The organism is Kocuria rhizosphaerae, assembly GCF_044462265.1.
Lineage (GTDB): Bacteria > Actinomycetota > Actinomycetes > Actinomycetales > Micrococcaceae > Kocuria > Kocuria rhizosphaerae.
In genome coordinates, this window is record NZ_JBISWL010000030.1 from 18576 (window position 1) to 38363 (window position 19788).

The following is a 19788-nucleotide window of genomic DNA, read 5'->3' on the forward strand; positions in this document are numbered from 1 at the left end:
CTCAGCCGCCGGTCACCGTCCGGACGGCGGCCTGCCATCCGGCGTAGAGCTCCTCGCGCCGGGCCTCGGGCATCCGCGGCTCGAAGACCCGGTCAAGCGTCCAGTGGCCCTCCAGGTCGGCCTGCCGCCAGATCCCGGCGCCCATGCCGGCCAGCTGCGCGACGCCGAGGGCGGTGCGCTCCAGCTCGACGGGCCGGCACACGGGGATGCCGAGGATGTCGGCCTGGAACTGGCAGAGCAGGTCGCTGCGCGCCGCGCCCCCGTCCACCTTGAGCTCCGGCAGCGGGATCCCCGAGGCGACCAGGACGTCGACGTTGTCGCGGGTCTGGTAGGCCATGGCCTCCACCCCGGCGCGGACCACGTGCTCGGCCCCGCTCTCCAGGGTCAGCCCGACGATGCTCGCGCGGGCGTCGCGCTTCCAGTACGGGGCGCACAGCCCCGCGAAGGCCGGCACCACGTAGACGCCGCCGGTGTCGGGGACGCGGGAGGCCACCTCCACGATGTCGTCGCCCTCGCGCAGCACCCCCAGCCGCTCGCGCATCCACTGCAGGGTCTGCCCGGAGTGGAAGACCACTCCCTCGGCCTCGTAGGTGGTCGTCCCCCCGACGGTCCAGCCGACGCTGGCCGTGAGGCCGTCGAGGACGTCGGGGCGGTCGCCGGTGTTGGCGGTCAGGACGCTGGCCGTGCCGAAGGTGTTCTTGGCCGAGCCCGGCTCGAAGCAGGCCTGGCCGAACATCCCGGCCTGCTGGTCGGCCATCACGGCCGTCACGGGAACCGCCGCCGAGCCCGGCAGGCCGACGTCCTCGGGGCGCATCTCGCCGAAGTGCGCGTCGGAGGCCACGGCCGGGGGCAGCAGGCCCGGCGGGATCCCGCAGGCCCGGAGCAGCGCCTCGTCCCAGTCGAGGGCCTCGAGGGAGAAGAGTGCGGTGCGGGAGGCCTCGCTGTGGTCGGTCAGGTGCGAACGGCCGCCGGTGAGCTTCCACAGCAGCCACGTGTCGACCGTTCCGGCCGCGAGCTCGCCGCGTTCGGCCCGGGCCCGGACGCCCGGCACGTTCTCGAGCAGCCACGCCAGTTTGGCGGCGCTGAAGAAGGAGTCGTTGAACAGCCCCGTGCGGGCCCGGAACTGCTCGTCCAGGCCCTGGGCCCGCCACCGCTCCACGATCGGGTCGGTCTGCTTGGACATCCACATCAGTGCGGGGTGGACGGGCTCGCCCGTCCGGCGGTCCCACACGAGGCAGCTCTCACGGTGCGTCGTGAGCCCGACGGCCGCGATCTCATCGGTCACCGCACCGGCCTCGGCCATCACGGCGGCCATGCTGCGCCGCTGGGCCGCCCAGAGGTCGAACGGGTCCAGTTCGACCCACAGCGGCCTCGGGAACGTGGGGACGACCGGGTTCCTCGCCTCCGCGACGATCTCGCCGTCCAGGTTCACCAGCACGGTGCGTGCGCTCGTCGAGCCCTCGTCCAGCGCCATCACGTACTTGGGCGTCATCGCGCGCCGCCCTCCTGCGCGCCGGCCCCCACGGTGCCCTCCTCCCGGCCCGGCACGGCCAGGCGCGTCAGCCACCGGCGGTACTCGGCCAGCTCCGCGGCCTGCCGCTCCTCGTCCCAGCCGAGCCGCTCCCCGAGCAGGGCGGCGGCCCGCTCGGCGACCTCGAGCCCGTGACCGGGCTCGAACGCGAGCAGCACCCGGCGGGCGAGCACGTCGGTGAGCGTCCGGGCGAACTCGTGCCGGACGGCGAAGACGAGCTCGGCGGCCAGGGCCCCGGTGCCCTCGTGGACCACCTCGAGCAGCTGCGGGTCGTCCTCGGCCTCGGCCACCACGTCCAGGGCCCTGCCGCCGTAGAGGGCGAGCAGCCGGGCGACGCTGCGCTCGCCCAGACCGCGGGTCGTCAGGAACCGGCGCACCTCGTCGAGGTCGCCGACGACCCCGGGCAGCGGGAGCTCGGCGGTCACGCACCGCGGGCTCGTCCGGCCGAGCCGGCGGAAGGTCTCGTCCACGGCCTCCTCGGCCAGCTGCCGGTAGGTCGTCAGCTTGCCGCCGACCACGGTGATGAAGCCGGGCAGGTCGGGGGCGTGGTCGTGCAGGACGTGGCTGCGGGGGATCTCCCACTCGTCCACGTCGGGGGCGTACGGCAGCGGCCGCACGCCGGAGTAGGTGAACAGGACGTCGTCGGGGGTCAGCTTCGCCTCGGGGATGAGCTGGTTGACCTCGCCCAGGAGGTAGCCCATCTCGTCGGCGTCGCACCGGGCATCGTCCGGGTCCTCGTCGAAGCGGACGTCGGTGGTGCCGATGAGGTAGCGGCCCATCCAGGGAATGACCAGCACGAGCCGCCCGTCGGTCTTGGACTCGTAGTACACGACGTCGTCGGGTGCTCCGGGGAACGGGTCGACGACGAGGTGGCTGCCCTTGGTGCCGCCGTTGAGCCGGGGCTGCGGCGGGGCACCGCGGCGCAGCACACGGTCGATCCACGGTCCGGCGACGTTGAGCACGACGGGGGCGTGCACGTCGTGGAGCTGCCCGGTGGTCGTGTCACGGAAGCGCACGCCGGCCACGCGCCCGTCCTGCATGATCGGCTCCTCGACCCGGGCCTTGGTGCGGATCACGGCGCCGTCGCCGGCCGCGGCCACGGCCACCTCGGTGCACAGGCGCTCGGCGTACTCGACCTGGCCGTCGGTGAACACGGCGGCCCCCTTCAGGCCCGCGCGGTCGATGCCGGCGAAGCGCCGGCGCAGCGCCTCGACGTCCAGGATCTCGTGGCGGCCCGTCTTCTTGTCGAAGGACAGCACGTCGTAGACCACCATGCCGAGCCGGATCATCCAGGCCGGGCGTTTGTTGTGCGCGTACAGCGGCATGATGAGCCGCAGCGGCTTCACGAGGTGCGGAGCCAGGCGGAAGAGCCGCTCGCGCTCGCGCAGGGACTCCCGCACCAGGGCGAAGTCGCGGTGCTCCAGGTAGCGCAGGCCGCCGTGCACCAGCCGTCCCGACCACGCGGAGACTCCGCTGCAGATGTCGTCCTTCTCCAGCAGGGCGACGCGCAGCCCGCGTGAGGCCGCGTCGCGGGCGATGCCCAGGCCGTTGATCCCCGCTCCCACCACGACGAGGTCGAACGGGATGGTCAGGTCGTCCATGTCGGTTTCCTGTCTGTTCGTACACTGACAGCAACCCGTCGATCACGAGCCGCCGGCACCAGCCTGGTGAATTTCTATTCAGGCCTTGCATTGACATTTACAGTGTCCGACGTCACAGTTCGGGTGTCAAGACCCGAGCCGCCGGCCGGGGCGCCGGCTCGGGCCTGCGGTTGCTTAGAATGGGGCCTCTGACTCCCCTGCCCGTGGCCGCGACGTGAGGAACCCTGAACCCATGGAAGATGTCGACGCCCAGCGCTTGATGGTCAAGGTGGCGCGTCTCTACCACACCCACGGCATGCGCCAGACGGACATCGCCAAACGGCTGCAGATCTCGCAGTCCCGCGTCTCACGCCTGCTCGCCCAGGCGGAGGAGGTCTCCGTCGTGCGCACGGTGGTCGCGGTCCCGCAACGGATCCACGCGGACCTGGAGGAGCGCGTGGAGGCCCGCTACGGACTCGGCGAGGTCCACGTGATCGACGCGGTGAGCACCGACGATAAGGAGCTCGGCCGCGACCTCGCCCACACCATGGCGTCCCTGCTGCAGGACATCACCTTCGACGCCCCGACCATCGGCTTCACGTCGTGGAGCAGCACCCTGCGGCTGATGGTCGACGTCCTGCAGCCGCTGCGCTCCCGCACCGAGCGCGTGGTCGAGATGCTCGGCGACCTCGGACCACCCGAGCTGCAGCACGACGCCGCCCGCTCGACGCAGCGACTGGCCTCGTTCACCGGGGGCCAGCCAGTCTTCCTCCGCACCTCAGGCGTCGTCTCCAGCCCGGAGATCAAGGAGCTGCTGCTGCGCCGCGACGTCTACGCGCAGGAGGCCCTGCGAATGCTCGACTCCATCGACCTCGCCCTCGTCGGCATCGGCGCCTGCGAGGTGGACCCGTCCCTGCGCCCGGGGGACAACTTCTTCACGGACGAGGACTTCGCGCGGATGCGGGAGCTCGGCGCCGTGGGCGAGGTGTGCCTGCACTTCCTCGACGCGGACGGCGTGCCGGTCGAGGGAGGGCTCGACGAGCTGGTGATCGGGGTGACCCTCGACCAGATCCGGTCGGCCCGGCGCCGCTGGGCCGTCGCCGGCGGCCGCCGCAAGCACGCGGCCGTCCGGGCCGCCCTGGCCGGCGGCTGGGTGGACACGCTCGTCACCGACGCCGACACGGCGGAGTTCCTCATGTCGGGCCCGGAGCCGGACCTGACCGTGCGCCCCGGGCGGAGCGCGGCCGCGGACGCGGGGTCCTGAGCCCGAGGTGGGGGACAGGGGCACGGCCCCGGTCGCAGCGGAGCGGACCCCCGGTTCGCCAGGGGCCCGCCGAGGGGCCGGCCGGAGCGCGCCGCACCGGGACGGTCCGGCGGCACCGCTCCCCGGGGGCACGGGACGCCGGCTACCGGGCGTCCCCTCCCGCCGGGTGCGGGCGGGGCGGTGCGGCGGCCAGCACCGTCGTGGCCAGTCGCGGCCACGCCTCGGCGGCCCACGGGCCGAACGGCGTGTCCCCCGCGGCGGCGCAGGCCAGGGCGTGCTCCGGGTCGACCCAGAGGAACGAGCCCGACTGGCCGAAGTGGCCGAAAGTGGTGGGGGCGTTGTCCGGGGACGTCCAGTGGGGGGCCTTGCGCCCGCGGATCTCGAAGCCCAGGCCCCAGTCGTTCGGGTCCTGCCGCCCGAAGCCCGGCAGCACCCCGGCGAGCCCCTCGAAGGACGTCCTGGTGGCCGTCCGGAGCAGGGCGGCCGGGAACCGGCGCGGCTCGAGCAGCTCCCGGCCCAGGCGGGCGAGGTCCCGGACCGGCCCGTGCGCGCCGTGGGCGGGCGAGCCCCGCAGGCGGGTGCCCGCCACCCCGAGCGGTCCGAGCACGCGCTCGGCGAGCTCCTCGTCGAACGGGCGGCCGGTGCGGCGCTCGAGGTGCTCGGCGGCGAGCTCGATGCCGCGGTTGGAGTAGATCCGCCGCCGGCCCGGCTGCGCCATGACCTTCTCCCCCTCCAGGGACAGGCCCGAGGCGTGGGAGAGCAGGTGCCGGACGGTTGCCCCGGGAGGGCCGGCCGGCTCGTCCAGGTCGACGACGCCCTCGTCCGCCGCGGAGAGGACGGCGAGGGCCGTCAGGAGCTTCGTGACCGAGGCCCACGGGAACGGCCCGGGGTCCCCCGCCGAGGCCAGCACGCCGTCGCCGTCGAGCACGACGACGCCGGCGGCGCCCACGGGCCAGCGGGCCAGCTCCTCGGCGAGGAGCCGGCCCAGGCCCGGCGCGTGGCCGTTTCCGGCGTCGTCCACCGCCGGCGCCTCAGTCCGACTCGAGGTGCTCGCGCACGGCGGTCAGGAAGCCCGCGCCCGTGGCCCCGTCGATCGCGCGGTGGTCGCACGTCAGCGTCAGCTCGGCCACGGGGCGCCACGCCGGGTCCCCGTCGTTCCACACCTGGCGCTGCCGGGTCGTGCCGACGGCGAGGATCGCCACCTGCGGCACGTTGAGGATGGCGTCGAACCGGTCGATGCCCATCATCCCGAGGTTGGAGACCGTGAAGGTCCCCCCGGTCACGTCCTTCATCCCCAGGCGGCCCTCGCGGGCGCGCAGGGTGACGTCGCGGCGCGCCGCGGCCAGACCCGCGAGGTCCAGTCCGTCGGCCCCCTGGACGACGGGGACGACCAGCCCGGCGTCGGTGGCCACGGCCATGCCGAGGTTCACCCGCTCGAACGTGGTCACGGCCTCGTCACCGTAGTGGGCGTTGACGGCCGGGTGGGCTCGGAGCGCCCGGGCGCAGGCCTGGAGCAGCGCGTCCGTGACCGTGGCGTTCTCGACACGCTGCTTCACCCCCAGGGCCCGGGTCATGTCCACCTCGACCGTGAGGTGGAAGACCGGGGCCTCCCACGCGGCGACCATGCGCCGGGCGGCCGTGCGGCGGATGCCTTTCAGGGGCGTGACGACGCCCTCCTCCTGCTCCGCGACCGTCATGGTGTCCCCACCAGTCGCGAGGCCCCGGCCGCCGACGACGCCCTGCCGGCGCAGCCGTAGAGCTCCATCTTCTCGACGGTCGCCGCGATCATGCGCTCACGGCCCTCGGCCATGGCCTCCTCGAGCTGCCGGTCGCCCTGGGACCACACGGCCTCGATGCCTGCCCGGAACGCGTGCCGCAGGTCGGTGTCCGCGTTGAACTTGTGGACGCCGGCGGCGGTGGCGGCACGGATCTCGTCCTCGGGAACGCCCGAGGCGCCGTGGAGGACGAGGGGGATCCCGGTGACGGCCTTGATGTCCTTGATCCGCTGGATGTCCAGCGGCTGCGGCTCCGCCAGCGGCACGCCGTGCACGATCCCCACGGAGATCGCGAGGAAGTCGACGCCGGTCTCCGCCACGAACCGCTCGGCCTCGTGGACGTCGGTGTAGTAGGAGGCCCAGTCGACCTTCTCGTCGGCGTCGGGGATCTTGCCCAGCTCGGCCTCCACGGGGATGCCGAACTCGTGGGCGATCTCCACGACCTTGCGCGTGGTGCGGATGTTCTCCTCGAACGGCAGGTGCGCGCCGTCGTACATGATGGATGTGAAGCCGAGCTTGATCGCCTCGAAGACCTCCTCCCACGGGCCGTGGTCGAGGTGGATGACGTACTCGGCCTCGGACTCCTCCGCGATGCGCCGGGTCATCTCGTAGGCCCGGCGCAGCCCCATGTGGGGCACGATGGCCCGGCCCACCTGGAGGAAGACCGGCGACTTGGCCTGCTCCGCGGCCCGGACCAGCGCCTCGGTCGTCTCGTCGTTGTGCATGTTGAAGGCGCCGACCGCGTAGCCGCCGCTTGCCGCCCGGTCGATGACCTCGCGGGGGTTGACCTGTCCCATGGTGTGCTTCCCTCTCCCGCAGCCGCTCAGGCGGTCTCGATGTAGGCCACGACGGTGCGGACCTCGACGGTCTCGCCCTCGGGGACCACGATCTCGGTGAGCGTCCCGGTGGCGGGGGCCTCGAGGGTCTCCTCCACCTTCTCCGCCTCGACCTCGGCCAGGGGCTCGTCCTCGGTCACGCTGTCGCCCACGCTCTTCAGCCACGTGGTGATGGTGCCCTCGCTCATGCCCATCCCCCACTGCGGGAGCAGGACCTCGATCTTCGCCATGTTGTCTCTCCTCGGTTCTCCGGTGGTCTTCCGGTGGTGCTTCGGTTCTTCGGTGGTGGTTCTTCGGTGGTGGTTCGTCGGTGGCCCCGCGGCTCCGGTGTCCGGTCGCGGTTCCTCGAGCGCTCGCCGGCCCGACCGGTCAGCGCGGCGCCTGGGTCGAGAGCTCGTCCATCGCCCCGGAGACGGCCGGCACGCCGGTCCCCGTGCCCGTCACCCGGCGGATCGCCTCGGCGATGCTGTTCCGGTTGGGGTACAGCTGCTTCTCCAGGGCGGGGCTGAACGGGATCTGGGTGTCGGGGGTGGTGACGCGCACGATGGGCGCCCGCAGCGACCCGAAGGCCTCCTCCGCGACGATGGCCGAGATCTCGGCCGCCGCCGAGCAGGTCCGGTGCGCCGGGTCGGCGACCACGAGACGGCCGGTGCGCTGCACGGAGCGGATCACCGCCTCGGTGTCGAAGGGCACCAGCGTCCGCGGGTCGATGACCTCGACCGAGACACCCTCCTCGGCCAGCGCCTCCGCGGCGGCGACCGACTCGGGGACCGCGCTGGAGATCGCCACGACCGTCACGTCGGAGCCCTCCCGCACCGTCCGGGCCTCGCCGAAGGGGATGCGGTACTCCTCCTCGGGGACCTCGCCCTTGGTGCCCCAGAGCATGCACGCCTCGAAGGTCAGCACGGGGTCGTCGGACTCGACCGCGGTGCGCAGCAGACCCTTGGCGTCGTACGGGGAGGACGGCACCATGATCTTCAGCCCCGGCACGTTCATGAACATCGGGTAGGGGCGGTCGGAGTGGTGCGCCCCGGTGTTGAGCCCGTAGAACATCGCCGAGCGGAAGACCACGGGCATCGAGGCCTGGCCGCCGAACATGTAGCGGTTCTTGGCGACCTGGTTCACGAACTGGTCCATCGCCATGTACAGGAAGCTCGAGTAGGACAGGTCGACGATCGGCCGCAGGCCGGTCATGGCCGCACCCGCCGCGGCGCCGACGATGACCTCCTCGGAGATCGGGGTGTTGCGGATGCGGTTGTGGCCGAACATCTGCAGGAAGTCACCCTTGTCGGACCGGGACTTGCCGCCACCGGTGGTGCCGTAGACGTTGGCCTCGACGTCCTCGCCGATGATGACGACGCGTTCGTCCGCCTCCATGGCCTCGCGCTGGGCGGCGCCGATGGCGCCGAGGTAGCTCATGACGGTCATGACGTTGCTCCGATCGGTTCGGTGTAGAGATCCTTGAAGGCGACGCTGGGGTCGGGGTACGGGCTGTCCTGGCTGAACTGGAACGCGTCCTCCACCTCCTGCATCACCTCGGCCTCGAGGGCGTCGAGCTGCTCCTCGGTGGCGACGCCGTCGGCGATCAGCCGCTCCCGGAACAGGACGATGGGGTCCTTCTCGAGCCAGGCGGCACGCTCGTCCTTGTCGCGGTAGTCGGTGCCCAGCTTCAGGCCCTCGGAGTGCTCGTTGTAGCGGTAGGTCACGACCTCCACGAGGGTGGGTCCCTCACCGCGCCGGGCCCGCTCGACGGCCTCGTTCGTGGCGTCGTAGACGTCCATCACGTCCTGGCCGTTCTCGACCCGGACCCCGGGCATCCCGAAGCCGGCCGCGCGCTCGGCGATGACTCCGGAGGTCACGGTGTGGGCCGGGGTGGAGAGGGCGTACTGGTTGTTCTCGCAGAGGAAGATCACCGGCAGGTCCCAGGCGCCGGCGAGGTTCATCGCCTCGTACAGGCAGCCCTGGTTGGCCGCGCCGTCACCGAAGAAGGCCAGAGCCACGCGGCCGTTGTCGAGGACCTTGCTCGAGAGCGCGGCGCCGGCGGCGATCGGGATGGAGGAGCCGACGATGCCGGACTCCCCCAGGCTGCCGACCGCGAAGTCGGCCAGGTGCAGCGATCCGCCCTTGCCGCCGCACACGCCGGTGGCCTTGCCCACGAGCTCCGCCATCAGGGGGCCGAGGGGCGATCCCTTGCCGATGGGGTGGCCGTGGCTGCGGTGGTTGCCGCTCATGTAGTCGGAGTCGCCGAGCGCCATGCAGGCGCCCACGACCTGGGCCTCCTGGCCGATGCTCGTGTGCACCGTGCCGGGGATCTGCCCCCGCTTGACCATCTTCGAGGCCCGCTCGTCGAAGCGCCGGATGCGGAGCATGCGCCGCTGCATCTCGAGCAGGGTGTCTGGTGAGAGGTTCATGGTTCCTCGCTCTGGATTTTTATTCACTGTCTGAATCTCAATTCTATGCGCGTGTGACCTGGCTGACAAGACCCCCGTCCGGTCGGTCCTCGCCGGGGGGCTGCCCGACCAGGAAGCGGGCCGTCGCCACGTCGGTGACGAGCGTGTCCACCCAGCCGCCGCGCAGGGCCGTCGCGATGGCCTCCTGCTTGTCGGGACCGCCGGCCACGACCACCCGCCGCCCGGCGGCGGCCACCTGGTCGAGGGTGCTGCCGACGACGAGCTCGTCCAGCGGGGTCTCCAGCCGCCGTCCCGCGCGGTCCAGGAACCGCTGGTTCAGCTGTCCGGCGGCCCCGGCGTTCCGCGCCTCGGCGAGCTGCTCGGGACTGAAGTAGCTGTCCCCCGCCTGCAGCTGGCTGTGCACGGCCGGCGGCCCCACCCCCACGAAGGCGATGTCCACGGCGTCGAGCAGGCGCAGCGCGCGCTGGACGTACGGGTCGGCCAGGGCGGCCGCGCGCAGCTCGGGCGTGGCGACCACGCCGGGGGTCCGCAGGAACACCGGGTCGGCGCCGAGCGCCGAGGCCATCGCCTGGGTCGCCCGGGCCGCCGAGTGCTGCAGCTGCGGGGACCCGAGGTCCCCCAGCATCTCCACCACCTGCCGGGTGGCGGTCCGGGGCGGGGCCGGGAACGCGAACGCCATGTGCTGCAGCGTGCGGCTCCAGGACGTGAAGCCCACCACCGCGTGGCTCGCCATCGCATCCGCGAGCAGCCGGGCGGCCGCCCGCCCGAGTGCCGCCGCCAGGTCCGGAACCGGGTCCGGGACGTCCACCACGTGGGCCTCCTTGATCCCCCACGAGCGCTCGAGGGTGTCCTCGAGCTCCGGCTGCAGCCCCTCGGGGACGGCGACCACGGTGCTGACGATCCCGTCCAGCTCGGCCTGGCGCAGCACCCGGGAGACCCGGGCCGGGGACAGGCCCAGCCGCTCGCTGATCTGGCGCTGGCTCACGCGGTGGATGTGGTAGAGCCGCGCCACCACGGCCATCAGCCGCAGCCGGTCGGCGTCGGTGACCTCGCGTGGCGCGGTGCGGGTGCTCATGGCCCGGTCACCGGCCCGGAGGGACCAGGAGCTCGTCGATGCGCTCCAGGACGTAGGTCGGCCGGCGGTCGGGGGCCACGGCCTCCGCCGTCTCGCGGGTGCTCTCGCCGGTCAGCACGAGCGCCGAGTCGACCCCGGCGTCCACGGCCATGGCGATGTCGGTGTAGAGGCGGTCACCGACCATGACGCAGGACGACGCCGGGAGGCCGAGGATGTCGAGCGCCGTCCGCAGCATCACGGGCGCCGGCTTGCCCACGTTGACCTCGCAGCGCACCCCCGTGCAGGCCTCGATCGCTGCCACCACGGCGGCGGCGTCCGGCTCCCCGCGCCCGCCCGGGAACGGGCAGTAGGCGTCCGGGTTGGTCGTGACCAGCCGGGCACGGCGGTGCATCCACAGGGCGTCGAAGGCGATCTGGAGCTTGCGGTAGTCGAAGCCCCGGTCGTAGCTGGCCACCACGACGTCGATCTCCTCGGGCCTGTCGGTGATGAGCAGACCGGCATCCCGGATCGCCCGCACCAGCGGCTCCTCCCCGATGACGAAGACCGAGGCGCCGGGAGTCTCCCGGCGCAACCAGGCCGCCATGGTGACGACCGTGTTGACGATGTGGCTCGTGGGCGTCGGCAGGCCCAGCCTGCCGAGCTTCTCGGCGTACATCTGCGGGTCCTTGGTCGGGTTGTTCGACAGGAACAGAGTCTGACGACCCTGCTCGCGCAGGGCGGTGATCAGCTCGTGCGCGCCGGGCAGCAGCTCGTCGCCCAGGTAGACGGTCCCGTCGAGGTCGAACAGGTAGCCGTCGTACATCCGGGCCGGGGCGGCGCGGCCCGCGCCGGGGGCGCTCACGGCTGGGCCTCCGCCAGACGGGCGAACAGGTCGCGGTTGGCGGGGTAGATGTCGCGGTAGACCCGGTACAGGCGGTCGTAGACCGCGGCGGTCCGGTCCTCGGGCTCGAAGCTGGTCGAGGTCCCGCTCATGGCGGCCGCGGCCGCCGGGATCGACTCGTGGATGCCCACGGCCGCGGCCGCGAGCATGCCCGCGCCCAGGCACGTGCTCTCGGGCTCCCGGACCACGGACACGCGGCGCTGCATGACGTCGGCGATGATCTGGCACCACACCGCGCTGCGGGACCCGCCGCCCAGGGCGATGAGGTCGGTCACCGGCTGCGCCAGCGCCTTCTCCGCGCCCGTGGTGAGCAGCCGCTGCTCGAAGGCGATGCCCTCCAGCAGCGCCCGGTAGACGTGCGACTTGCCGTGCACGCCGGTGAGGCCCAGCAGGATCCCGCGGGCGTTGTGGTCCCAGTACGGCGTCAGCGCGCCGGCCCAGTAGGGCAGGGCCAGGAGGCCGTGCGCCCCGGGCGGCAGCTTCGCCGCGGCCGTCTCGAGGACCTGCTCGGGGGTGAGGTCCAGGCCGAGCGCCCGGGGATCGACCCCGGAGAACTTCTCCACAAACCAGTTGAGGTTGAACGTGCCCCCGCCGAGGAACGTCTCGAGGGTGTAGGCGCCCGGCACCGCCGCCGCCAGCGTCCGGTACTCCCTGCCGTAGGAGTACTGCTCGTCGAGGGTTCCGGAGACGATGCCGGTGCCCAGGTTGAGGTAGGCCCGTCCCGGCGAGGTGATGCCGGTCCCGAGCTGGGCGCACTGCCCGTCCCCCGCTCCCGCGACGACCGGCAGGCCGGCCGGAAGGCCCAGCTGCGCCGCGACGTCCTCCCGGAGCTCGCCGAGCACGCTGCCCGGTGCCCGCAGCTCGCTCAGCTGCCCCCGCTCCAGCCCGACGGCCTTCAGCAGGCCGTCGTCGTAGTCGAAGGTCTCCATGTCGACCAGGCCCATCGGGTCGGCACTCGCCCAGGAGGTCACCCACTGCCCGGTCAGCCGCTGGGCCAGGAATCCCTGCACGTCCACGACCTTGCCGATGCGCCCGATGAGGTCCGGCTCGTTGGCCGCGAGCCACAGCAGCTTGTACCAGGCCGGAGTGGGGTTCGGGGGCTTGCCGGTGACCCGATGGACCTCCTCGGTGCCGAACTGCTCGACCTCCTTGGTGGCCCGGGTGTCCAGCCACAGCATGGCCGGGCGGAGGGAGCGCCCGGTGTCGTCCAGGCAGACGAAGCTCTCCCGCTGGTGGGTGATGCACAGGGCCCCGACACGAGCGGTGTCGACGGTCTGGACGGCCCGCTTCACCGCCGCCACGGTGGCCGCCCACCAGTCCTCCGCGTTCTGCTCGCCCCAGCCCGGACGCGGCTGGCTCAGCTCGAACGCACGGCGGTCCTGGGAGAGGGCCTCGCCGTGGGCGTTCCAGACGACGGCCTTCGCGGCGGTCGTCGAGCAGTCGACGCCGATCACGTAGTCGTAGCTCATCGGGGGCTCCTCCCGTTCTTTCCTGCCGCGGAGACGGCACGGCCGGCCCGGGCCAGCACCTCGTCCACGTCCGCCTGCGTCCACCAGCCGAGCAGGGTCAGCATGTCGGCGACCGTGAACCGGTTGCGCATCAGGGCGCAGTTCGCGACCGCCCACCAGGCGAGGTCGGGGCCGACCTGCGGGTCCAGCTCGCCGAACGTGGCGGCGGCGCCGGAGGCGCGCAGCCCGGCGGCGACCTCGGCGCTGGGGCGGACCAGCCGGCGCAGCTCGTCCTCGTGCTCGCCCCAGGACCCCAGCAGCCCCTCGATCCGCGGGCGCAGGCGGGCGAGCGCGCCGAGCTTCGCGGAGTAGTCCTTCCAGCACTCGTCGGCGATCCGGTCGGACGGGTCCACGGTGCTGAACGCCGAGTAGACCCGCGAGCGCCCCTCCTCGAGGTCCAGGGCCGCGTCGTCGATCCGCGCGCCGCCCGCGGCCAGACGCTCGAAGAGCATCTCCCACGCGGCGGCCGCGACGACCGAGGCGACGCCCACCTGGGCTCCGTGCAGGCCCATGGGCAGGTGCTTCTCCCCGTGGTACTGGTCGAGCATGTGGCTGATCAGGTGCTCCATGCCGGAGAGGACGGCGGTGCTGCCCGCGACGCCGGTGACGACGCCGCGCAGCGCCAGGGCCCGCGTGAGCGCGGCCACCGCCCCCGGCTCCCCGCCCTTGATGCCGGCGCTCCAGCTGTCGATGTCCTCCCCCACGACCTGGAGGAGACGCACGGGTCCCGGGCGGTAGCCCTCGTCGGTGCCCACGAGGGAGGCCAGCCGCCAGTCGGCCGGGGCGACGAGCATCGAGGTCATCTCCCCGAAGCCGGCGCGGTTCATCCGGGCCGGGGCCTCGGCGATCGTCTCCGCGTCCGCGACGACGCCGTCCGGCCAGCAGGAGGGCACCGTCCGCTTCACACCCCCGCGCACGACCACCGACACGTCGTCGGTGTAGCCGTCGACGGAGGCGGCCGTCATGACGGAGACCAGCACGGGGCGCGTGCCGGAACCGCCCGCACGCTGGGCCGCCACCTTGGCGATGTCGCTGATGGTGCCCCCGCCCACGGCGACCACGGCGTCGGCGCCGCTCGCCGCGCGCGCCGCCTCGTCGAGGACCTGCTCGACGACGTGCAGCTCCTGCTGGCCGTCGTCGAGGACGGTGCGCTCGACCTCGAACCGCTCGCGCAGCTGCTGCTCGACGAGGTCCTTGAGGTCCTCCCCCGAGCGGAGGATGGGCGTGCGGTCCACGAGGAGGACGACCCGCGGCCGGCCGGTGGTCTCCCGGCCCGCGAGCAGCTCCTGCACCGTGCTCGCGACGGCGGACACGGCGTTGCTGCCCAGCAGCAGGCGCTGGAGGCCGCACGGCGGCAGTTCGTTCCGGGGGTCGATCTCCCGCAGGAGGGACTGGACGGGTTCGACGGAGTACGTCTGCGCAGTCATGGGACTTCCGTTCGTGGGAAAAGGTGGCGAGGACCGGGTGGACCGCCGGTCCCGGCTGGTTCGGACGGTCGGGACCGGGGCGAGGAGCGCGGCTGCGACGGTCCACCGCGCGCTGGACGCGTCGATCGGGCTCGCGTGCAGTTCGCGTGCGCTACCGCGGTCAAGACGCCGGGCGGGTCACGGGGCGGTCCCTCGTGAGCGAGGAGGGGAGCCGACGGCCGGCGGGTCGAGCGGTGCGGCGGGCGCCCGGGGCTCCGGGAGCCCGCCGCACGGTCCGGGATCGGTGCAGGGGTCAGTTCAGCCGGCTGACGACCTCCCGGACCAGCGGCCAGACCTTGGCGACGGAGGTGTGGTTCACGGACTCCTTCGGGGAGTGCAGGTCGTGCAGCTCGGTCCCGATCGAGATGGTGTCCAGGCCCGGGACCTTCTGGCTGAACATGCCCAGCTCGAGGCTGCACTGCGACACGTGGACCTCCGGCTCCTCGCCGACGACGTCCCGGTACGCCTGGGCCGCCGTCGCCAGCAGCGCCGAGTCCGGCTTGTAGGGGAACTCGGGGGCGTCCAGCCCGTACTCCTCGACCGAGACCCCGCCGCCGGCGAGGGCCGCGAGGGCGCGGACCCGGTCGAGGATCTCGTGCTTGCGCGAGGTCACCGCGGCCGTGATGGTCGACATGAGGCGGGCGCCCTCGGCCGTGGTGCGCACGGTGCCGAGGTTGTTCGAGCTCTCGACGACACCGGGGACCAGCAGGTTCCAGCTGAGCACCCCGTTGGGGACCAGAGCGGTCAGCCGCGCGAAGCGGGCACCCGCGTCCGCCGAGAACACCTTCTCGGGCGCGTCAGCGGCGTCGAGCTCGAGCCGGATCCCGGGGTCCGCCTTCTGGTACTCGTTGCGCAGCGCCTCGGCGAGCTCCGCCACGATCGCCTCCACGCCGTCGACGTCCTCCGGCCGGAGCGCGAGCACGACCTGGGCGTCCGCCGGGATCGCGTTGTTCTGGGCCCCGCCGTGCGGGTCGCCGATCCGGACGTCGTGACGCGCCAGGATGGCGTTGAGCGCACGCGCCAGCACCAGGACGGCGTTCGCCCGCTCGAGGTGGATGTCGAACTCGCAGTGCCCGCCGGCGAGACCGCGGACCTTGAGCAGCCGGGTCTCCGTGTGGGTGTCCGGCACGGGCTCCCACTCGGCCGGGACGTCGACGGTGAAGGTGATGTCACCGCTGCAGCCGGCCAGGATCTCCTCGTCGGTGATCCAGTTGAAGTCGATCATGCGGCGGCCGGTCAGCCTCGAGGTGTCGAACTGGGCCGCCCCGACCTTGCCCTTCTCCTCCATGGCCGTCAGCACCGCCTCGAGCGGGGGGTGCGGGATGTCGTCGGAGTCGAGCAGGGCGAGGATGTAGGAGACGCCGATCCCGTTGTCGGCCCCGAGCGAGGTGCCGTCGGCGGTGATGTATTCGCCGTCGACCACCAGCCGCAGGGGGTCGTTCTCGAAGTCGTGGGTCACTCCCTCGTCCTTCTCGCACACCATGTCGAGGTGTCCGTGGAGGATGAGCGGGGGCGCGTCCTCGAGCCCGAGCTGGCCGGGCTTGCGCACCAGCACGCAGTGCATCTCGTCCTGCTCGGCCTCGAGGCCGCGCTGCCGGGCGAAGTCGACGACCCAGTCCGCGACCTGCTTCTCGTTGCCCGAGCCCCGGGGGATCCTGGTCAGGGTCTCGAAGAAGCTCAGCACCTCGCGGGGCTGCAGGGATTCCAGAACGGTCATGGTCTCTTCCTTCCTTCGCGCCGGCCCGGGTCCGTGCCCGGGCCGGTCGGTGTCTGCTCCCGGCGGCCGCCGGGTGGCTTACTTGACGATCCTGTTGCGGTTGCGGCCCATGGTGAGTGCTACCGCGACGATGATCACGAGCCCGTAGACGAGGCTCTGCGCCTCCGTCGGCACGCCCACCGCCGCGGCGGCGATCGGGGTGAGGGCGATGGTCAGCGCCCCGAAGATCACGTTGATCGGATTGGTCACGCCGCCGGTGATGGCCGTTCCGCCGACCATGGCTGCGGCGATGCCCGGGATCAGCAGGTCGCTGCCCAGCCCGAAGGAGGACGCGGCCCCGGCCTGGGCGATGATCATGACACCGGCGATCCCGGCCAGGAACCCCGAGATCGAGAAGGCGAGAACCTTCAGGAGCCGCGTGGGCAGACCCGAGAAGAGCGCGCCCGTCTCGTTGAGGCCGACGGCGGTCATGGCCTGCCCGACGCGGGTGAACCGGAGCACCACCCACAGCACGACGGCGACGACGACACCCACCCAGAACGCGGTGGCCAGACCGGCGATGGCCGTCCCGAACAGGGGCTGGAGCACCTCGCTGTTCCCCGAGGCGTAGACGGTGGTCGCGTCACTGGCCAGCAGCGACGCGGCCTGGACGACGCCCAGGGTGCCCAGGGTCAGGGCGAACGACGGCACCTGGGCGAAGGCGACGAGCAGGCCGTTGATCGCTCCGATCACCGTGACCAGCCCGATGGAGACCACGAGCCCGCCTCCGGCCAGGGGTCCCAGGGTCATGGCGAGGACGATCGCGGAGAGGACGGCCATCGCCGCGTTGGAGAGGTCGATGGAGCCCACGTGCAGCACCATGGCCTGCCCCAGGGCGATCAGCAGGATCGAGGCCGCCTGGACGGCGAGGATCCGCATTCCGCCGCCGCCGACGAAGGCCGGCTGGAGGACGGCCACCAGCGCGAAGAGGGCGAGGAAGACGCCGAAGGGTCCGACGGCCTGCCACAGGTTGCGGGGACGGAACCGGCGCGGTCGGCCGCCGGTCGCGGCCTCCCCTGATCCCGGGGCGGGCGGGCGGTCCAGAGTTGCGTTCGCAGACATGAGATCACACCATCTTTTCGAGCAGGTCGAGGGAGGTCGGGGAATCGACGGCGAGGTCGAACCTCGCCGTGACGTCGCCGTCACGCATGACGAGGATCTGATCGCCCATTTCCAGGGCCTCCTCGAGCGTGTCGGGCAGGAGCACCACGGCCGCGCCGTCGTCGAGCGCGGCCCGGATCTGCGCGTTGACCGTCTCGGCCGCTCCGGGATCCAGGCCACGGAGCGGGTGGTCGAGGACGAGGACCTTCAGGTCGTCCGCCAGCAGCCACTTGGCCATCACGACCTTCTGCTGGTTGCCCCCTGAGAAGCGCTCGAGCTCCAGCTGGGGGTTCTGCGGGCGCACGTCGAGGCGCTCGAACCACTCCTCCGCCAGCCTGGTGCGTGCGCGCCGGCCCAGGAACGGGCCGCGCCTGGTCCGCCCCGGGTGGGCGAGGACCATGTTCTCGGCCGCGGTCATCCCGCCGACCATGCCCTCCACCTTGCGCTCGGACGGCACGTAGGCCACGCCGCTGCGGACGGCCTTCTGCACCGACCAGGACCGGACCTCGGCGCCCTCGACCTCGATGCGGCCCTCGTCGAACGACTCGGCCCCGAACACGGCCCTCGACACGGCTTCCCGGCCCGATCCCATGGTCCCGATGATGGTGACGCACTCCCCGGGAGCCACCGAGAAGGACACGTCCTTGTAGGCGCCCTTGCGCCCCAGGCCGGTCACCGAGAGCACCGGGCGGTCCTCGGCGGAACGCCGCCGGTCCGGCCGGGGCTCCGCCGTCGACTCGTGCCCGACCATGAGCCGGAAGAGCTCGTCCTCGGTCACGGCATCCGTGGTGCGGTCGGCGACCACCTCCCCGTGGCGCATCACCACGATGCGGTCGCAGATCCGCAGGACCTCGTCGAGCCGGTGGGAGACGAAGATGACGGACCCGAGCTCCTTCAGGTTCCGGATCTCGCGCTCGAGGACCTCGGTCTCGTTGCGCTCCAGGACGGAGGTGGGCTCGTCGAGGATCACGAGAGGCGCGGCGTGCACGATCTGGTCCACCCGGATGGCCCGGGCGATCTCCACCATCTGGCGGTCGACGAAGGACAGGTCGCCCACGACCGTCCGCGGGTCGATCTTCACACCGACCCGGTCGAGGGACTCGGTCGCCTCCCGGTTGAGCCGGCCCCAGCGGTAGACGCCGAAGCTGGTCGCGTGGTCGCGCGAGGACACGGCGTTCATGGCGATGTTCTCGGCGACGGAGAGGTTGGGCAGCAGCGACTGCTCCTGGTGGACGACCCCGATGCCCGCTGCGACCGCGTCCTGGGGCCGGCGGAACGTGACCTGCTCCCCGTTGACCTCGATGGCGCCGCCCTCGTCCGGTTCGTGGATGCCCGTGAGGATCTTCAGCAGGGTCGACTTGCCGGCACCGTTCTCCCCGATCAGCCCGACCACCTCGTGCGGAGCGATCTCGAGGGAGATGTCCTTGACCGCCTTGACGGGGCCGAAGGTCTTGGAGACGTTGCGGAGTTTCAGGATGGGCGTGCTCGTCGAGGCAGGAGTCGCGCTCTGGCTCATGGTCATGGTCATTTCACAATCCTCAGTCTGCTGCGGTGCGGCCAGGCGGCCGCGGTGATGGCGATGATCAGGACCGCGCCGGAGACGGCCGACTGGATGTTCGAGCTCACCCCGCTGAGGATGAGGCCGTTGTTCAGCACGACCAGCAGCATGACGCCCAGCGCGGTGCGCATGATGCCGCCCTTGCCGCCGCCCAGGGAGGTGCCGCCGATCACCACGGCCGCGATGGTCAGGAACAGGGTGTTGACGCCGATGGTCGCCGACCCGGCACCGAGCTGGAGACTGGCCAGCACACCGGCCAGGGCGCTGCACGCGCCGGCGACCACGAAGACGTAGATCTTGAACCGGCCGACGGCCACGCCGTTGTCCCGGGCGATCGTCTCGTTGGCCCCGATGGCGTAGGTGTAGCGGCCGAGCCGGGTGAAACGGGTGACTGCGACTCCGGCCAGCACCACGAGCGCCGCCAGGACGAACTGGTTGGGCAGGCCCAGTGTCATCTCCCGCGGCCACTGCTTGAGGTCGGCGTCGGCCAGGAAGGGGATGGCCGAGCGGCCGAACAGGACCGTGGCGATGCCGAGGCCGATGAACCACACCCCGAGGGTGACGATGAAGGACGGCACCTTCAGCGACGTGTGGATGAGGCCCGTCAGCAGGCCGAGGGCCATCCCCACGAGGATGGCGATCGGAATGGCCCACCATCCGAGGTCGGCCGTGGCGCGGCTGTTGGCCGACAGCAGCACGAACGTCATGCCGGCCGCCCCCATGACGCCCTCGACCGAGAGGTCGATGGACCCCATGAGGATGACGAGCGTCGCCCCCACGCCGATGATCAGCGGCAGCGAGGCCTGGTTGAGAATGGTGTACGCATTGGACACCGAGGCGAACGTTCCCGGGTTGAGCGCCGCGAACACCGCGATCAGCACAGCGAGGGCGGCGAGCTCGCCGAGGTTCTTGAACTCCAGCCGGCGGCGGGCCGGCGTCGCGTGCGTCCGCTGCTGCGGCCGCGTCGCTGTGGCCTGTTGCTCCACGGTGGTCTCCGTATCAGTCATGGATTCGTCAGAGGTGGTGGCGGGTCGCCTCCCCGTCCGG

The 19788-nt window shown here is 72.3% G+C and carries 17 protein-coding genes; 1 reads left to right on the plus strand and 16 read right to left on the minus strand.

What is annotated here, in order from left to right:
* Position 1 precedes the first annotated feature (1 nt).
* Both ACH9EU_RS03695 and glpD read right to left on the minus strand, forming a co-directional pair.
* Positions 2–1492: a glycerol kinase GlpK gene (locus ACH9EU_RS03695; protein WP_396412586.1), complete on the minus strand. Its 1491-nt coding sequence runs from the start codon at positions 1490–1492 to the stop codon at positions 2–4.
* A complete protein-coding gene (gene glpD / locus ACH9EU_RS03700; protein ID WP_396412587.1) occupies positions 1489–3132 on the minus strand; it encodes a glycerol-3-phosphate dehydrogenase in 1644 nt (547 codons plus the stop codon). The genes ACH9EU_RS03695 and glpD overlap by 4 nt, the downstream gene beginning before the upstream one ends.
* A 232-nt stretch (positions 3133–3364) precedes the next feature.
* On the opposite strand from glpD, the gene ACH9EU_RS03705 reads away from it, so the two are divergent.
* A complete protein-coding gene (locus ACH9EU_RS03705; protein ID WP_396412588.1) occupies positions 3365–4375 on the plus strand; it encodes a sugar-binding domain-containing protein in 1011 nt (336 codons plus the stop codon).
* 142 nt (positions 4376–4517) lie between these two features.
* Here ACH9EU_RS03705 and ACH9EU_RS03710 read toward each other — a convergent pair whose 3' ends face one another.
* The 14 genes from ACH9EU_RS03710 to ACH9EU_RS03775 all read right to left on the minus strand — a co-directional run bounded on the left by ACH9EU_RS03710 (position 4518) and on the right by ACH9EU_RS03775 (position 19748).
* Positions 4518–5396 carry a serine hydrolase gene (locus ACH9EU_RS03710; RefSeq protein WP_396412589.1) on the minus strand — a complete coding sequence of 293 codons (879 nt, stop codon included), beginning with the start codon at positions 5394–5396 and terminating at the stop codon, positions 4518–4520.
* A 10-nt stretch (positions 5397–5406) separates the two neighbouring features.
* Positions 5407–6072 carry a 2-oxo acid dehydrogenase subunit E2 gene (locus tag ACH9EU_RS03715; protein ID WP_396412590.1) on the minus strand — a complete coding sequence of 222 codons (666 nt, stop codon included), beginning with the start codon at positions 6070–6072 and terminating at the stop codon, positions 5407–5409.
* Positions 6069–6947, minus strand: a complete 879-nt coding sequence (locus ACH9EU_RS03720) for a ketose-bisphosphate aldolase (RefSeq protein WP_396412591.1) — start codon at positions 6945–6947, stop codon at positions 6069–6071. Before ACH9EU_RS03720 ends, ACH9EU_RS03715 begins: the two co-directional genes overlap by 4 nt.
* Positions 6948–6973: 26 nt before the next feature.
* A complete protein-coding gene (locus ACH9EU_RS03725; protein WP_396412592.1) occupies positions 6974–7216 on the minus strand; it encodes a lipoyl domain-containing protein in 243 nt (80 codons plus the stop codon).
* A 139-nt stretch (positions 7217–7355) separates the two neighbouring features.
* On the minus strand, positions 7356–8414 hold the full coding sequence (locus ACH9EU_RS03730; RefSeq protein WP_396412593.1) for a transketolase C-terminal domain-containing protein: 1059 nt from the start codon (positions 8412–8414) through the stop codon (positions 7356–7358).
* Positions 8411–9397 carry a thiamine pyrophosphate-dependent enzyme gene (locus ACH9EU_RS03735; protein ID WP_396412594.1) on the minus strand — a complete coding sequence of 329 codons (987 nt, stop codon included), beginning with the start codon at positions 9395–9397 and terminating at the stop codon, positions 8411–8413. Before ACH9EU_RS03735 ends, ACH9EU_RS03730 begins: the two co-directional genes overlap by 4 nt.
* Positions 9398–9440: 43 nt before the next feature.
* On the minus strand, positions 9441–10472 hold the full coding sequence (locus ACH9EU_RS03740; protein WP_396412595.1) for a sugar-binding domain-containing protein: 1032 nt from the start codon (positions 10470–10472) through the stop codon (positions 9441–9443).
* A 7-nt stretch (positions 10473–10479) separates the two neighbouring features.
* Complete coding sequence (locus ACH9EU_RS03745; protein WP_396412596.1) at positions 10480–11313, minus strand: HAD-IIA family hydrolase; 834 nt, start codon at positions 11311–11313, stop codon at positions 10480–10482.
* On the minus strand, positions 11310–12821 hold the full coding sequence (locus ACH9EU_RS03750) for an FGGY family carbohydrate kinase (RefSeq protein ID WP_396412597.1): 1512 nt from the start codon (positions 12819–12821) through the stop codon (positions 11310–11312). The genes ACH9EU_RS03745 and ACH9EU_RS03750 overlap by 4 nt, the downstream gene beginning before the upstream one ends.
* Positions 12818–14287 carry an iron-containing alcohol dehydrogenase gene (locus ACH9EU_RS03755; RefSeq protein WP_396412598.1) on the minus strand — a complete coding sequence of 490 codons (1470 nt, stop codon included), beginning with the start codon at positions 14285–14287 and terminating at the stop codon, positions 12818–12820. The genes ACH9EU_RS03750 and ACH9EU_RS03755 overlap by 4 nt, the downstream gene beginning before the upstream one ends.
* 292 nt (positions 14288–14579) lie before the next feature.
* Complete coding sequence (gene pepD / locus ACH9EU_RS03760) at positions 14580–16043, minus strand: beta-Ala-His dipeptidase (protein WP_396412599.1); 1464 nt, start codon at positions 16041–16043, stop codon at positions 14580–14582.
* Between the two features lie 78 nt (positions 16044–16121).
* Positions 16122–17144 (minus strand): ABC transporter permease subunit, encoded by a 1023-nt coding sequence (locus ACH9EU_RS03765; protein ID WP_396412600.1) that lies wholly within the window; start codon positions 17142–17144, stop codon positions 16122–16124.
* 4 nt (positions 17145–17148) lie between these two features.
* Positions 17149–18699: an ATP-binding cassette domain-containing protein gene (locus ACH9EU_RS03770; protein ID WP_396412601.1), complete on the minus strand. Its 1551-nt coding sequence runs from the start codon at positions 18697–18699 to the stop codon at positions 17149–17151.
* An 8-nt stretch (positions 18700–18707) separates the two neighbouring features.
* Positions 18708–19748, minus strand: coding sequence for an ABC transporter permease subunit (locus ACH9EU_RS03775; protein ID WP_396412602.1), 1041 nt, complete (start codon positions 19746–19748; stop codon positions 18708–18710).
* Positions 19749–19788: the final 40 nt, after the last annotated feature.

Coding starts and splice junctions, on each gene's coding strand:
- ACH9EU_RS03715 (WP_396412590.1), bottom strand. CDS start 6,072: ATGACGGTCGCGGAGCAGGAGGAGGGCGTCGTCACGCCCCTGAAAGGC.
- ACH9EU_RS03750 (WP_396412597.1), bottom strand. CDS start 12,821: ATGAGCTACGACTACGTGATCGGCGTCGACTGCTCGACGACCGCCGCG.
- pepD (WP_396412599.1), bottom strand. CDS start 16,043: ATGACCGTTCTGGAATCCCTGCAGCCCCGCGAGGTGCTGAGCTTCTTC.
- ACH9EU_RS03740 (WP_396412595.1), bottom strand. CDS start 10,472: ATGAGCACCCGCACCGCGCCACGCGAGGTCACCGACGCCGACCGGCTG.
- ACH9EU_RS03730 (WP_396412593.1), bottom strand. CDS start 8,414: ATGACCGTCATGAGCTACCTCGGCGCCATCGGCGCCGCCCAGCGCGAG.
- glpD (WP_396412587.1), bottom strand. CDS start 3,132: ATGGACGACCTGACCATCCCGTTCGACCTCGTCGTGGTGGGAGCGGGG.
- ACH9EU_RS03770 (WP_396412601.1), bottom strand. CDS start 18,699: ATGAGCCAGAGCGCGACTCCTGCCTCGACGAGCACGCCCATCCTGAAA.
- ACH9EU_RS03755 (WP_396412598.1), bottom strand. CDS start 14,287: ATGACTGCGCAGACGTACTCCGTCGAACCCGTCCAGTCCCTCCTGCGG.
- ACH9EU_RS03720 (WP_396412591.1), bottom strand. CDS start 6,947: ATGGGACAGGTCAACCCCCGCGAGGTCATCGACCGGGCGGCAAGCGGC.
- ACH9EU_RS03695 (WP_396412586.1), bottom strand. CDS start 1,492: ATGACGCCCAAGTACGTGATGGCGCTGGACGAGGGCTCGACGAGCGCA.
- ACH9EU_RS03705 (WP_396412588.1), top strand. CDS start 3,365: ATGGAAGATGTCGACGCCCAGCGCTTGATGGTCAAGGTGGCGCGTCTC.
- ACH9EU_RS03735 (WP_396412594.1), bottom strand. CDS start 9,397: ATGAACCTCTCACCAGACACCCTGCTCGAGATGCAGCGGCGCATGCTC.
- ACH9EU_RS03775 (WP_396412602.1), bottom strand. CDS start 19,748: ATGACTGATACGGAGACCACCGTGGAGCAACAGGCCACAGCGACGCGG.
- ACH9EU_RS03765 (WP_396412600.1), bottom strand. CDS start 17,144: ATGTCTGCGAACGCAACTCTGGACCGCCCGCCCGCCCCGGGATCAGGG.
- ACH9EU_RS03725 (WP_396412592.1), bottom strand. CDS start 7,216: ATGGCGAAGATCGAGGTCCTGCTCCCGCAGTGGGGGATGGGCATGAGC.